Annotated in this window: 11 protein-coding genes; 3 read left to right on the forward strand and 8 right to left on the reverse strand. The window is 66.6% G+C overall.

What is annotated here, in order from left to right; translation table 11 throughout:
• Positions 1 to 89: 89 nt before the first annotated feature.
• The 3 genes from AC07WS_RS24165 to AC07WS_RS24175 form a co-directional block, all read right to left on the reverse strand.
• Positions 90 to 1,283: an aminotransferase-like domain-containing protein gene (locus AC07WS_RS24165; protein WP_117013611.1), complete on the reverse strand. Its 1,194-nt coding sequence runs from the start codon at positions 1,281 to 1,283 to the stop codon at positions 90 to 92.
• 99 nt (positions 1,284 to 1,382) lie between these two features.
• Positions 1,383 to 1,844: a RidA family protein gene (locus AC07WS_RS24170; protein ID WP_494731521.1), complete on the reverse strand. Its 462-nt coding sequence runs from the start codon at positions 1,842 to 1,844 to the stop codon at positions 1,383 to 1,385.
• Between the two features lie 105 nt (positions 1,845 to 1,949).
• Complete coding sequence (locus AC07WS_RS24175) at positions 1,950 to 2,909, reverse strand: DMT family transporter (protein ID WP_494731522.1); 960 nt, start codon at positions 2,907 to 2,909, stop codon at positions 1,950 to 1,952.
• A gap of 107 nt (positions 2,910 to 3,016) precedes the next feature.
• On the opposite strand from AC07WS_RS24175, the gene AC07WS_RS24180 reads away from it, so the two are divergent.
• From AC07WS_RS24180 to AC07WS_RS24190, 3 genes are all read left to right on the forward strand, one after another.
• Entirely contained in the window at positions 3,017 to 4,693 is a 1,677-nt protein-coding gene (locus tag AC07WS_RS24180; protein WP_494731523.1) for an aminotransferase-like domain-containing protein, read from the forward strand.
• Between the two features lie 94 nt (positions 4,694 to 4,787).
• The gene (htpG, locus tag AC07WS_RS24185) at positions 4,788 to 6,707 is read left to right on the forward strand and encodes a molecular chaperone HtpG (RefSeq protein ID WP_494731524.1); all 1,920 of its coding nucleotides are present in this window, start codon (positions 4,788 to 4,790) and stop codon (positions 6,705 to 6,707) included.
• Between the two features lie 58 nt (positions 6,708 to 6,765).
• The gene (locus AC07WS_RS24190; protein WP_494731525.1) at positions 6,766 to 8,757 is read left to right on the forward strand and encodes a CocE/NonD family hydrolase; all 1,992 of its coding nucleotides are present in this window, start codon (positions 6,766 to 6,768) and stop codon (positions 8,755 to 8,757) included.
• On the opposite strand, the gene AC07WS_RS24195 is transcribed toward AC07WS_RS24190, so the two are convergent.
• The 5 genes from AC07WS_RS24195 to kynU form a co-directional block, all read right to left on the reverse strand.
• Complete coding sequence (locus tag AC07WS_RS24195; RefSeq protein WP_494731526.1) at positions 8,758 to 9,354, reverse strand: CHRD domain-containing protein; 597 nt, start codon at positions 9,352 to 9,354, stop codon at positions 8,758 to 8,760.
• A 59-nt stretch (positions 9,355 to 9,413) separates the two neighbouring features.
• A complete protein-coding gene (locus AC07WS_RS24200; RefSeq protein WP_494731527.1) occupies positions 9,414 to 9,959 on the reverse strand; it encodes an RBBP9/YdeN family alpha/beta hydrolase in 546 nt (181 codons plus the stop codon).
• A gap of 98 nt (positions 9,960 to 10,057) precedes the next feature.
• Positions 10,058 to 10,711, reverse strand: a complete 654-nt coding sequence (locus AC07WS_RS24205; RefSeq protein WP_494731528.1) for a hypothetical protein — start codon at positions 10,709 to 10,711, stop codon at positions 10,058 to 10,060.
• A 161-nt stretch (positions 10,712 to 10,872) separates the two neighbouring features.
• The gene (gene kynA / locus AC07WS_RS24210) at positions 10,873 to 11,748 is read right to left on the reverse strand and encodes a tryptophan 2,3-dioxygenase (RefSeq protein WP_494731529.1); all 876 of its coding nucleotides are present in this window, start codon (positions 11,746 to 11,748) and stop codon (positions 10,873 to 10,875) included.
• A gap of 16 nt (positions 11,749 to 11,764) precedes the next feature.
• Complete coding sequence (gene kynU / locus AC07WS_RS24215) at positions 11,765 to 13,015, reverse strand: kynureninase (protein WP_494731530.1); 1,251 nt, start codon at positions 13,013 to 13,015, stop codon at positions 11,765 to 11,767.
• Positions 13,016 to 13,342: the final 327 nt, after the last annotated feature.

The following is a 13,342-nucleotide window of genomic DNA, read 5'->3' on the forward strand; positions in this document are numbered from 1 at the left end:
GGCGGGGTTGTGTGACTTTTGGTGATAAAGTCGCGGCACAGATGTTGTATTTGCGGGCGGCGCGGGCCGCCCGCAAACGGTAGGGCGGCTTAGATCTTGGCGGCGATCAGCTTGCCGAGAATCTCGATGCCGGTGCGGATGCGATCCGGCGCCACGGTGACGAAGGACAGGCGCAGCGTGTTCGTTTCCGGCTCGTTGGCGTAGAACGGCGAACCCGGTACGAAGGCGACCTTCTGGGCAATGGCTTCGTCCAGCAGCTTCATGGCGTCGATGTGCTTAGGCAGCGTGACCCAGATGAACATGCCGCCTTCCGGCTTGGTCCACTCGACGCCGGCCGGGAAGTGCTGGGCCATGGCGTCCAGCATGACCTGGCACTGGTCGCCGTACAGGGCGCGGATTTTCGGGATGTGGCGGCCCAGGAAGCCGTCCTTGATCACTTCGTGCACGACCATCTGGGTCAGCTGCGAGGTGTGCAGGTCGGCGGCCTGCTTGGCCAGCTCCAGGCGGCGCACCAGCGGCAGCGGGGCGACCACGTAGCCCAGGCGGATGCCGGGGGTCAGCACCTTGGAGAAGGAGCCCATGTAGATCACGCCGTCCGGGTTCATCGCCACCATCTTCGGCAGCGGGTCGCCCTTGTAGCTCAGGGCGCCGTACGGGTCGTCCTCGATCAGCGGCAGGCCGAGGCGGGCGCAGGTTTCCACCAGCTCCAGGCGGCGCTCGACGGACAGGGTGCGGCCGGTCGGGTTCTGGAAGTTCGGCAGCGCGTACAGCAGGCGCGCGCCCTGGGCCACGGCGTCCAGCGACGACGGCACCAGGCCGTGTTCGTCGGTGGCGACGGATTTGAATTCAGGACGGTAGACCGAGAACGCCTGCAGCGCGCCCAGGTAGGACGGGGTCTCGACCAGCACGCGGCTGCCTTCGTCGATCAGCACCTTGCCCAGCAGGTCCAGCGCCTGCTGGGAGCCGGAGGTCATCAAGACCTGTTCCGGCACGATCTTCGCGCCGTTGGTGGAGAGGGAGTCGGCGATCCACTGGCGCAGCGGCAGATAGCCGTCGGTCGGGCCGTATTGCAGGGCGACCTTGCCGTTTTCGCTGAGCACCTTGTCGAAGGCGGCTTTCATCTCGTCGACCGGGAAAGTCAGCGGCGACGGCAGGCCGCCGGCGAAGGAGATGATCTCCGGCTGCTGGGTGATCTTGAGGATCTCGCGGATGAACGACGATTGCAGCTGGTCGGCGCGTTCGGAGAAGCGCCACTGGATCGGATTAGGGTTTTCGATTTTCATACATGTCTCACTAAAGGTAACCGGCGCTGCCGGTTGTTCAACAAGCCGCTTGTGGCGTGCTCTTATAAAAGGAACGGCTTCGGGTAAGAAGCCGCCCGCTTACGCGACTTCCGCGATCAGTTCGATTTCGACGCAGGCGCCAAGCGGGATTTGTGCGACACCAAAGGCCGAGCGGGCGTGCTTGCCGGCTTCGCCGAAGACTTCGCCCAGCAGCTCGGAGGCGCCGTTGGTGACCAGGTGCTGTTCGGTAAATTCAGGGGTGGAGTTCACCAGGCTCATGACCTTGACGATGCGCTTGACGCGGGTCAGGTCGCCGCCGACGGCCGCCTGCAGGGTGCCCATCAGGTCCACGGCGATGGCGCGCGCGGCGGCCTTGCCTTCGGCGGTGTCGATGTTCTTGCCCAACTGGCCGACCCACACGCTGCCGTCGGCGCGCTTGGCGATATGACCCGACAGGAACACCAGGTTGCCGGTTTGGGCGTACATGACGTAGGCCGCCGCCGGGGTGGCAGGTGCGGCCAGGGTGATATCGAGGGCTTGCAGTTTTTCGTAGACAGACATGTGGTTATCCAAAGAGTAAGTGGGAAATGCTGGTTCAAGACCGATATTGTACGTCAGCGGCTGGGCATGCCCGCAATCGCGGCGAAATCAAGATAGTCTACGGTTTTAGCCCCGTTTTACCTGCATTTTGCGGCCGGCACCCACCACGGCGATGACGGCGATTGCAAAAACCACGGTGGGCCAGGCCAGCGTTTCGCCCAGCACCAGGGCCGCGCCGAGCAGCGACAGGAAGGGCTGGACCAGCTGCACCTGGCCGACCCGCGCCACGCCGCCCAGCGCCATGCCGCGGTACCAGAAGAAGAAGCCGATGAACATCGAGAACACGCAGACGTAGGCGAAGCCGGTCCAGGCGGCGGCGCCGGCGGCGGCCAGGCGCGGGCCGTCCTGCCAGCACAGCCAGCCCACCAGCGGCAGCAGCACCGGCGCCGACAGCAGCAGCGCCCAGCAGATGGTCTGCTGTCCGCCCAGCGTCTGCGACAGGCGGCCGCCGGCGGCGTAGCCCATGGCAGCCAGCAGCACGGCCAGGAAGATGGCCAGGTCGGCCGGCTGCAGACTGCCGCCGCTCTGGCCCAGCGCAAAGCCGATCACCAGCGCCGAGCCCACACTGGCCATGATCCAGAAGCCGGCCGACGGCTTTTCGCCGGCCAGCAGGGCGCCGAAGACGGCGGTGGCCAGCGGCAGGATGCCGACCAGCACGGCGCCGTGGGCGGCGGGCAGGCTGCGCATGGCGATGGAGGTCAGCCACGGGAAGCCGATGATGCAGCCCAGCGCCACCATGGCCAGCGCCGGCAGGGCGGAGCGCGGCGGCAGCGGCGCGCGCTTCCAGGCCAGCCAGCCGGCGGCCAGCGCGGCGGCCACCAGCGCGCGGCCGAGGGCGACGAAGGCGGGCGGGAGGCCGGCGCCTTGGCTGGCCAGGGCGCCGCCCACGGCCAGCCGGGTGAAGGGGAGCGTCAGGCTGAAGATGACGACCGCGATCAGGCCGAGCAGCATGCCGCTGGTTTCGTCGCTCAGGCCGGGACGGGTGGCGATGGTGACGGCGGCGGGCGGCGGGGCGCTGTGGGTCATGCGGGTCTCCGGTGGCGGTGATGGTTGGTATGGATGTATGCTACGTGACAAAACCAGTACAGTGCCAGTACACTTGTGCACATAATTTCTCATACTGTGACGGTAAAATGACCAATACACGCACGCGCACTTCACTTTTGGGCGCCGCGGCGTCGGCTGCGGCGGAGGCGGTGGCCGATGCGCTGGCGGCCGCCGAGGCGCGTTCGGCGGCCAAGGCGGCATCCAGCCGGGCGGTGGCGGCGGCCGCGCCGGGGCCTGCGGTGGCGGCGGTGGCGCCGACGCCTGCGCCAGCGCGTGCGGGACGAGCGGCTGGCAAGGCGGCGCAGTCCGGGACTATCGTGGGCCTGCTGTCGCGCGAGTCGGGCGAGACGCTGATCGACCAGATCGTGCGCTCGGTGGCGGCGCGCATCGACGACCGCCTGCTGCGCGGCGGTGCGCGCATGCCGTCGATCCGCGCGTTCGCGGCGGCGCATGGAGTGTCGGCGTTCACGGTGGTGGCCAGCTACGACAAGCTGGTGGCCTCGGGCTATCTGGAGTCGCGCCGGGGCGCGGGCTTCTTCGTGCGCGAGCCGGCGGCGATGGAGCTGAATCTGGCGGAGCGGCGTCCGGGCGGGCGGCGCAGGACGGGCGAGGCGGAACGCGATCACCCGGGCGTCAAGCCGATCGATGTGGTCTGGCTGGTGCGGAATATGTTCCGCCAGATGCCGCACGGGCAGATGCCGGGCACCGGCGTGCTGCCGCCGGACTGGCTGGACGGCGTCGCCATCGGCAACGCGCTGCGGGCGGTCAGCCGGCAGAACCCCAATCTGCTGATCGGCTATGGCGTGCCGCAGGGCTTCCTGCCGCTGCGCCAGCAGCTGCAGCTGAAGTTGGCCGAGATGGAGATCGCCGCCGCGCCGGAGCAGATCGTCACCACGGCCGGCGTGACGCAGGCGCTGGACCTGGTGGCGCGCGAGTTCACGCGCCCCGGCGACACCATCTTCGTCGACGATCCGGCCTGGTTCCTGATGTTCGGCTCCTTCGCGGCGCTGGGCGCCAAGGTGGTGGGCATTCCGCGCCTGGCCGACGGCCCGGACATCGCGCAGCTGGCGGAGCTGGCGGCGCTGCACAAGCCCAAGCTGTACATCATCAATTCGGTGCTGCACAACCCCAGTTCGACCTCGCTGACGGCGGCCAAGGCGTTCCAGGTACTGCGGCTGGCGGAGGAGCACGACTTCATCATCGTCGAGGACGACATCTATTGCGACCTGCATCCGGGCGCCGCGGTGCAGCCGGCCACGCGGCTGGCGGCGCTGGACCAGCTGCAGCGGGTGATCTACCTGGGCGGCTTTTCGAAGACGATGGCGGCCAACCTGCGGGTGGGCTTCATCGCGACCTCGCCGGAGCGCGCCGAGCGCCTGGCCGACCGCAAGATGCTGACCATGCTCACCACCAGCGATATCGGCGAGCGGGTTGTGTACAAGGTGCTGTCGGAAGGCTCGTTCCGCAAGCATACGGACAGGGTGCGCGCGCGGCTGGACGGCATCCGCGCCAAGACCATCCGCCAGATGGAGCGGGTGGGCCTGAAGGTGGATGTGGTGGCGCCGGCCGGCATGTTCGTGTGGGTCGATGCCGGCTGCGACACCAATGTGCTCACCGAGCGCGCGATGGCGCACAACCTGCTGCTGGCGCCGGGCAGCCTGTTCTCGCCCAAGCAGCTGCCGTCGACCCGCATGCGGCTCAATGTGGCGGCCATGCAGGAGCCGGCGGTGTGGCGTTTCCTCGAACGGGAGTTGGGCAAATGAGGGGCCGCTCTTGAAATCGCTCTTATAATCCCCACTTTCTTGGAACTTTTGCGTTTTTTGTATCAACCACCACAAGACTATTGAGGCTTTCAAAATGGCAGACACCGATAAGCAAACCCTGGGTTTTCAGGCCGAAGTGAAGCAGCTGCTGCAGCTGATGATCCACTCGCTGTACTCCAACAAGGAGATTTTCCTGCGCGAGCTCATTTCGAACGCGTCCGACGCGTCCGACAAGCTGCGCTTCGAGGCGATCAACAACGACGCCCTGTACGGCAACGACCATGAGCTGAAGATCAAGGTATCGTTCGACAAGGCCGCGCGCACCATCACGATCTCCGACAACGGCATCGGCATGAGCCGCGACGAGGCGATCTCGCACCTGGGCACCATCGCCAAATCGGGCACCAAGGAGTTCTTCGGCAAGCTGTCGGGCGACCAGCAGCAGGACGCGGCCCTGATCGGCCAGTTCGGCGTGGGCTTCTATTCGGGCTTCATCGTGGCCGACAAGATCACCGTCGAAACCCGCCGCGCCGGCGCGCCGGCCTCCGAAGGGGTGCGCTGGGAATCGGCCGGCGAGGGCGATTACTCGGTCGAGCAGATCGAGAAGACCGGCCGCGGCACCGACATCATCCTGCATCTGCGCGAGGGCGAGGACGAGCTGCTGTCGTCGTGGAAGATCAAGTCCATCATCCGCAAGTACTCGGACCACATCTCGCTGCCTATCGTGATGGCGAAGGAGGAGTGGGACGAGGAGAAGAAGGAAACCGTCGTCAAGGACGAACTGGAGACCATCAACCAGGCCAGCGCGCTGTGGGCCCGCAACAAGGCGGACATCACGCCGGAGCAGTACGACGAATTCTACAAGCATGTGTCGCACGACTTCCAGGCGCCGCTGACGCACACCCACAACCGCGTGGAGGGCCGCAGCGAGTACACGCAGCTGCTGTACATTCCGGCCAAGGCGCCGTTCGACCTGTGGGACCGCAACAAGCGCGGCGGCATCAAGCTGTATGTCAAGCGCGTGTTCATCATGGACGACGCCGAGCAGCTGATGCCGGCCTACCTGCGCATGGTCAAGGGCGTGATCGATTCGGCCGACCTGCCGCTGAACGTGTCGCGCGAGATCCTGCAGGAGTCGCGCGATGTGAAGGTGATCCGCGACGGCTCGACCAAGCGCGTGATCGGCATGCTGGAGGAACTGGCGAACGCCGACGAGCAGGAGAAGAAGGACAAGTACGTCACCTTCTGGAAGGAGTTCGGCCAGGTGCTGAAGGAGGGCATCGGCGAGGACGCGACCAACAAGGACCGTCTGGCCAAGCTGCTGCGCTTCGCCTCGACCGCCAACGACAGCGACGAGCAAAGCGTCTCGCTGGAGCAGTACGTGGCGCGCCTGAAGGAAGGCCAGGACAAGATCTACTACGTCACTGCCGATAACTACGTCGCCGCGAAGAACTCGCCGCACCTGGAGATTTTCCGCAAGAAGGGCGTGGAGGTGCTGCTGCTGACCGACCGCGTGGACGAGTGGATGCTGTCCTTCCTGACCGAGTTCGAAGGCAAGGAGCTGGTGTCGGTGGCCAAGGGCGGCCTGGATCTGGGCGCGCTGGAGGACGAGGCCGAGAAGAAGGAGCACGAGGAGACCGAGACCTCGTACAAGGATTTGGTCGGCAAGATGAAGGAAGCCTTGTCGGACAAGGCCAAGGACGTGCGCGTGACGTTCCGCCTGACCGATTCGCCGGCCTGCCTGGTGGCGGACGAGCATGAGCTGTCGGGCAACCTGCTGCGCATGCTGAAGGCGGCCGGCCAGAGCGCGCCGGAGTCCAAGCCCATCCTGGAGATCAACCCCAACCATCCGCTGGTGACGCGCCTGAAGTACGAGGAGGCGGGCAGCGCCTTCAGCGACTGGGCCAACATCCTGTTCGACCAGGCGCTGCTGGCCGAGGGCGGTTCGCTGAGCGATCCGGCCACCTTCGTCAAGCGTCTGAACGAGATGCTGCTGAACGGGGCCAGCAAGTAAGACCGGTCCCGGGAGTTGTGCTATTTTAGGGCTTCACAGGCACACTCCCGGGATGTACATGAAAAAGATCCTATGGGCGCTGACTGGCGCCCTTGTTGTATCCGCACCTGCCGTTCTGGCCCAGCTGCCGGCGTCGACGCCGGGCGTGGCGGCCGTTCCCCTTTACCCCGCATTGCCGAGCGAGACGCCGGACGAGTTCAAGGCGCCCTTGGACGGCCTCGACTACGTCAAGCGCAGCGTGATGATAGCGATGCGCGACGGCGTCAAGCTCAACACCGTGGTCATCGTGCCGCGCAAGGCCAGCCACGCGCCCATCCTGCTGACGCGCACGCCCTACAACGCGGTCGAGCTGACCAGCCACAACGAGAGCTCGCAGATGGAGTCCATGCTGCAGGGCTATGACAACGCGGCCGACGTCATCGCCGAGGGCGGCTATATCCGCGTGGTGCAGGATGTGCGCGGCAAGTACGGCTCCGAGGGCGATTATGTGATGAACCGGCCGCTGAGTGGCAGCGCGCTCAATTCGACGCCGGTCGACCATGCCACCGACACCTGGGACACCATCGACTGGCTGGTCAAGAACATCCCCGAGACCAATGGCAAGGTCGGCATCATCGGCATTTCGTACGACGGCTTTTTGCCGCTGATGGCGCTGGTCCACCCGCATCCGGCGCTGAAGGCGGCCGTGCCGATGAACCCGATGGTGGACGGCTGGCGCGGCGACGACTGGTTCCACAACGGCGCGTTTCGGCAGGTCAACCTGTCGTACGTGCTGGAGCAGGTGGTCACGCGGCGCAACGAGGCCAAGTGGTACACCTCGCATTTCGACGATTACGATACCTTCATGCGCGCCGGTTCGGTGGGCGAGCTGGCGCGCCAGCGCGGCGTGGAGCAGAGCGGCTTCTGGCGCAAGATCGTTGCGCATCCCAGCTACGACGCGTTCTGGAGCGCGCAGGCGATGGACAAGATACTGGCGCGGCAGCCGGTGACGGTGCCGACCCTGCTGGTGCACAGCCTGTGGGATGCCGAGGATATCTATGGCGCGATCGCGGTGTACAAGGCGATCAAGCCGCACGACCAGGACAACAAGGTGTACCTGGCGATGGGGCCGTGGAACCATGGCGGCGCCATCGGCGAGGGCAGTCGTCTGGGCGCGCTGCGCTTCAACAGCGACACGGCGCTGCACTTCCGGCAGGAGGTTCTGCGGCCTTTCCTGGACCGCTATCTGAAGGACGATGCGCCGCCCGCGCAGATCGCGCCGGTGACGGCGTTCGAGACGGGCAGCAACAAGTGGCGGTCGCTCAACAGCTGGCCGAGCGGCTGCGCCAGCGGCTGCGCGATCGCGCCGGCCACGCTGAGGCTGGCGGCCGGCGGCAAGCTGCGGCTGACCAACGAGGCGTCCCGGCCGGCTTCGGCGCCGGCGCAGCGGGCCGCGTTCGACGAGTATGTGTCCGATCCGGCCAAGCCGGTGCCGTACCGCGCGCGGCCGATCGCGCCGTATGGCTACGACGAGGCCAAGGGACAGACGTGGCCGCGCTGGCTGGTGGACGACCAGCGCGAGGCGTCCGGCCGCACCGATGTGCTGAGCTACACGACGGACGTGCTGACGGCGCCGGTGAAGATCAGCGGCGAGCCGGTGGCGCACCTGCTCGCCGCCACCAGCGGCAGCGACGCGGACTGGGTCGTCAAGCTGATCGACGTCTACCCGGACCAGGTGGCGGCGCAGCCGGAGATGGGCGGCTACCAGTTGATGGTGTCGGCCGACATCTTCCGTGGCCGCTACCGCGAGAGCCTGGAGACGGCCAAGCCGATCGCCGCCAACACGGCCCTGCCTTACACCTTCGCCATGCCGACCGCCAACCATGTGTTCCTGCCGGGGCACCGCATCATGGTGCAGGTGCAGTCGAGCTGGTTCCCGCTGTACGACCGCAACCCGCAGACCTTTGTGCCGAACATCTTCTACGCCCAGCCGGGCGACTACAAGAAGGCGACCCAGCGCGTCTACCACGACAGCTATGTCGAGCTGCCGCTGGTTGGCGCGGCGCGCTAGCTAGGCCTTGCGGCGGCGCCGCGCCATCAGCAGCACGGCCGGCACGCCCAGGCCCAGCATGCCCAGCATGGCGGGTTCGGGCACCGGTGCGGCCATCAGGAAGCCGCGGATTTCGCCGCCCGGATATGTGCTGCTGTGGATGTTGAGATAGGCTGCGCCGCTGGCCAGGCCGGCGCCGAAGGCCGCTTCCGCGCCGGCCGTGGTGCCGCCGTGGCTGCTGATGAAGGCCGGGTTCCAGCTGCCCATCAGCGAGGTGTTGTAGCTGTTGCTGTAGGCGCCGTTCAGCACGCCCATGGGGAAGCCGCCGAGGGTCGGGGTTTCCGTGGCGATGCCGGCGGTGCCGGCGTCCGGCGTGGTGGTGCAGCAGTGGATGTGCGCGGCGGTGCTGGGGCCGAGCAGGCCGCTGAAGGCCACGTCCACCTGCAGCACGTGGGTGGCGGCGTCGAACGCGACGACCGCCGCGCCTATGCCCGGCGAGCTGTTGGGCGGAGACTCCTGCGGGCCGGTGAGGATGGCGGTGTAGGTGACGGCGCTGGCCGTCATGGCCATGAGCAGCAGGCCGGCGGCGGCTGCGCAGTGGCGGAGATGATGGTTCATGTTTCTTCCCTCCTTGTGCGTGATGCCTAGTTAGAGGGCCGGCCGGCGCGGGAGTTCCCTCAGCGTTGCAGCTTTGCGCAGAAATCGCGCAGCAGGCGTTCGCCTTCGGGCCAGGGGCCGTAGCCGGCGTCGCCGTTGATGTGGCCGGCGTTGCCGATCTCGACGTGCTCGCTGCCCCAGGCTTGCGCGAACTGGCGGGCGCGCTGCGGGCTGACGTACTGGTCGTCGCTGCTGGCGATGACGATGCTGGGGAAGGGCAGGTGTGCCAGCAGCATGGGCTGGAAGCCGGTGGTGCAGCCGGGGTAGCCGGAGGCGTCGGTGTCGCTGGGGGCGACCAGGAAGGCGCCGGCGATCTTCAGCGGCGACCCGGAGGCGGCCCAGCGGCCGACCAGCGAGCAGCTCAGGCTGTGCGCGGCCAGCACCGGCGGGCGTTTGCAGCGGGCGATGGCGGCGTCCAGCTCGGCCACCCATTCGGCGCGGTCGGGCGTTTCCCAGTCGCGGTGCGGCACGCGGACCCAGCCGGGGTGCTTGCTTTCCCACTGCGTTTGCCAGTGGGCGGGGCCGGAGTTCCACAGGCCGGCCAGGGTCAGTACTTCGTAGTCCATGCGTTTTCCTTGCTGGGTAAGATGGTGTTTATCTTACCTTGGCGCGGCGCGGGATTTTTGCAGGCGCCGGCAGTTTGCGCAAGCGTGGACAATCGCCTTCAATCGAATGCGACGTCTTCAAGGCGGAAGCGGAATTTTCTGCGCTCTGGCTCCGTCCAGCCTCGGCCGGGGGCGGGGTCGCGGGGCAGGGGCAGGGGCGGGGAGGACGGCGTCCCTTCAGGCGGCAATGATGGCGCTGGCGCGGGTGCCGCGCACGGCGCGCTGGCAATGACTTGGGGCTGCGCGGCGGCCGGAATGCTTGCAGCAACGGGTGTGGGCGGTGCCGCTGCCGCTGGCGCTGCGGCGCGTGCCAGTTCGCGGCGGCGCAGGCCGGCCAATTTCCAGTTCTTTTCGCCGGGCATGCGGATGGAGATGTCCCGCCAGGCGTTGCGCACGCTGTCGGCGTAGCCGCTGGCGAATTGGTTGGGGGAGACGGAGCGGCCTTTGTACATGATGCGGTCGCCTTCGACGATGGCGTATTCATGGTCGCCGCGCAAGGCCATGCGCAGCCATGTGCCTTCAGGCAGGAACAGCGTTTTCCATTGGTAGCCGCGCGGTGCGGCGTCCGATGCCGGGAGCGGCGTTGCGAGCCACTGGCGTATTGCGGCATCGACGGCTTCGGCCGGATCGATGTTCGCGCCGGTCTCGCGCAGCCGCTCCATCAGCGCGAGCAGGGTGGAGGGGGAGACATTCACACTCATTGTCGCAACCATGCTGTTCTCCTTACTGAAACTGCCTGATTTCTGCTTCCGGCTACTGAGTTAGACAGTGGCAGGCAGAGGAAGTTCGTTTCAGGCGAATTCAGTAAAAAGATCAGCAGGTTTGCTAGAAGGAGGATACACATACCCCCGGTATGTGTATTCTCGCGGCAATCTCAGAGGGCGGTGCGCAGGGCGAACAGTTCGGGGAACAGCACCACGTCCAGCATCTTGCGCAGGTAGCTGACGCCGGCCGTGCCGCCCGTGCCGGTCTTGAAGCCGATGATGCGCTCGACCGTGGTGACGTGGCGGAAGCGCCAGTAGCGGAACGCGGTCTCCAGGTCGACCAGTTTTTCGGCCAGCTCGTACAGCGCCCAGTGGCGGCTGGGGTCGCGGTAGACTTCCAGCCACGCGTTCTTGACGGATTCGTCGGCGACGGTCGGCTGGGTCCAGTCGGCGTTCAGGCGTTCGGCGGCGACCGGCAGGCCGTTGCGGGCCAGCAGCTTGATCGCCTCGTCGTAGACCGAGGGTTCGCGCAGCGCCTTGTCCAGCACGGCGAACGCGGCGGGCGCGGTGGTGTGGACGTTGAGCAGCGCGGCGTTCTTGTTGCCGAGTATGAACTCGATCTCGCGGTACTGGTAGGACTGGAAGCCCGACGAGGCGCCCAGGTAGGGGCGGATGGCCGTGTATTCGGGCGGCGTCATCGTCGCCAGCACGTCCCAGGCATGCACCAGCTGGTCCATGATGCGGGCCACGCGGGCCAGCATCTTGAAGGCCGGGGCCAGGTCGTCCGATTGCAGGTGGCTGCGCACCGCGTGCATTTCATGCAGCATCAGTTTCATCCACAGTTCGCTGGTCTGGTGCTGGACGATGAACAGCATCTCGTTGTGGTTGGGCGACAGCGGGTGCTGGGCGGTGAGGATCTGGTCCAGGCCCAGGTAGTCGCCGTAGCTCATCGAGTTGCTGAAGTCCATCTGCGCGCCGTGCCATTCGGCGCTGCCGGCGGCCGCGTGCATCGGGCAGCCGCTGGTGGTTGGTTTGGAATCGCTCATATTGTTTATCTCGTTATCAGGTCACTGCGTCGCGCATGATGTCGACGTTGTAGTCTTTGCGGTCGAGGATGTCGCGCAGGATCTCCACCGCGTCCCAGACGTCGGCATAGCTGGTGTACAGCGGCGTGAAGCCGAAGCGCATGATGGCCGGCTCGCGGTAGTCGCCGATGACGCCGCGCGCGATCAGCGCCGACATCACCGCGTAGCCGTGCGGATGGGTGAAGCTGACCTGGCTGCCGCGGCGCGCGTGTTCGCGCGGCGTGACCAGCCCCAGCGGATGGTCGGCGCAGCGCTGCTCGACCAGCATGATGAACAGGTCGGTCAAGGCCAGCGACTTGGCGCGGATGGCGGCCATGCTGGTCTTGGCGAACACGTCCAGGCCGCACTCGACCATCGCCAGCGACACCACCGGCTGCGTGCCGCACAGCGCGCGGCCGATGCCGTCGGTGGGCGCGAAGTCGGGCGCCATGGCGAACGGGGCGGCGTGGCCCCACCAGCCCGACAGTGGCTGCTGGAAGCGCTCCTGGTGCTTGCGCGGCACCCAGATGAAGGCCGGCGAACCGGGGCCGCCGTTCAGGTATTTATAGGTGCAGCCCACGGCCAGGTCGGCGCCGTCGGCGTTCAGGTCGACCGGCACCGCGCCGGCCGAGTGCGCCAGGTCCCAGACGATCAGCGCGCCGGCCGCGTGGGCCAGGGCGCTGGTGGCGCGCATGTCGTGCTGGTAGCCGGTGCGGTAGTTGACGTGGGTGAGCAGGACGACGGCGGTGTCGGCGCCGATGGCGGCCGGCAGTTCGTCCACCGAGTCGACCAGCTTGACGCTGTAGCCGCGCTCCAGCCAGGTACTCAGGCCCTGGGCCATGTAGATGTCGGTGGGGAAGTTGGAGCGTTCGGTGACGATCACGCGGCGCGCGGCGCTGGCCGGATCGCCGGCCTGCATGTGCAGCGCGGCGGCCAGCGCCTTGAACAGGTTGACCGAGGTGGTGTCGGTGACCACCACCTCGCCGACGGCGCCGCCGATCAGCGTGGCCAGGCGGTTGCCCAGGCGCTTGGGCAGGTCGAACCAGCCGGCGCTGTTCCAGCTGCGGATCAGGTCATGGCCCCATTCCCGGGCGATCACGTCCTGCGCGCGGGCCAGCGCGGCCTTGGGGCGGGCGCCTAAAGAGTTGCCATCCAGATAAATCACACGGTCGGGCAGGTCGAACTGGTCGCGCAGCGCGGCGAGCGGATCTTGCGCGTCGCGGTCCAGGCAGTCGTTGCGAGTTGTCATTATGTAACCTTCTTGCAAGGGTGGTCAAATGCTTTAGGCTTCAATAAGTTGCCAGTGTAACCCGAAAAACCGGGGCCCGACTCCGCACGGGGCCGGACCCCGGGCCGGCGGGGCGCCCGCAAACCCGCATGGATGCTGGCTTTGCGGCTTTTTTTAAATTATTTTCGATTTTTTTCAAAAAAACCCTCAAGTTCCCCAAAACGCTGCCGTTACCAGATTCATGATGAGCGGAAAAGCGCCATCAGGTTGCAGGAAGCGAGTCGAAAATAGTTCAAAATATTTTCAGCGGAACCCTAAAGTTCCTGGAAAAGCTGCCGTAACCGGGTT

Source organism: Duganella sp. GW821-FHT01E12 (assembly GCF_059422325.1).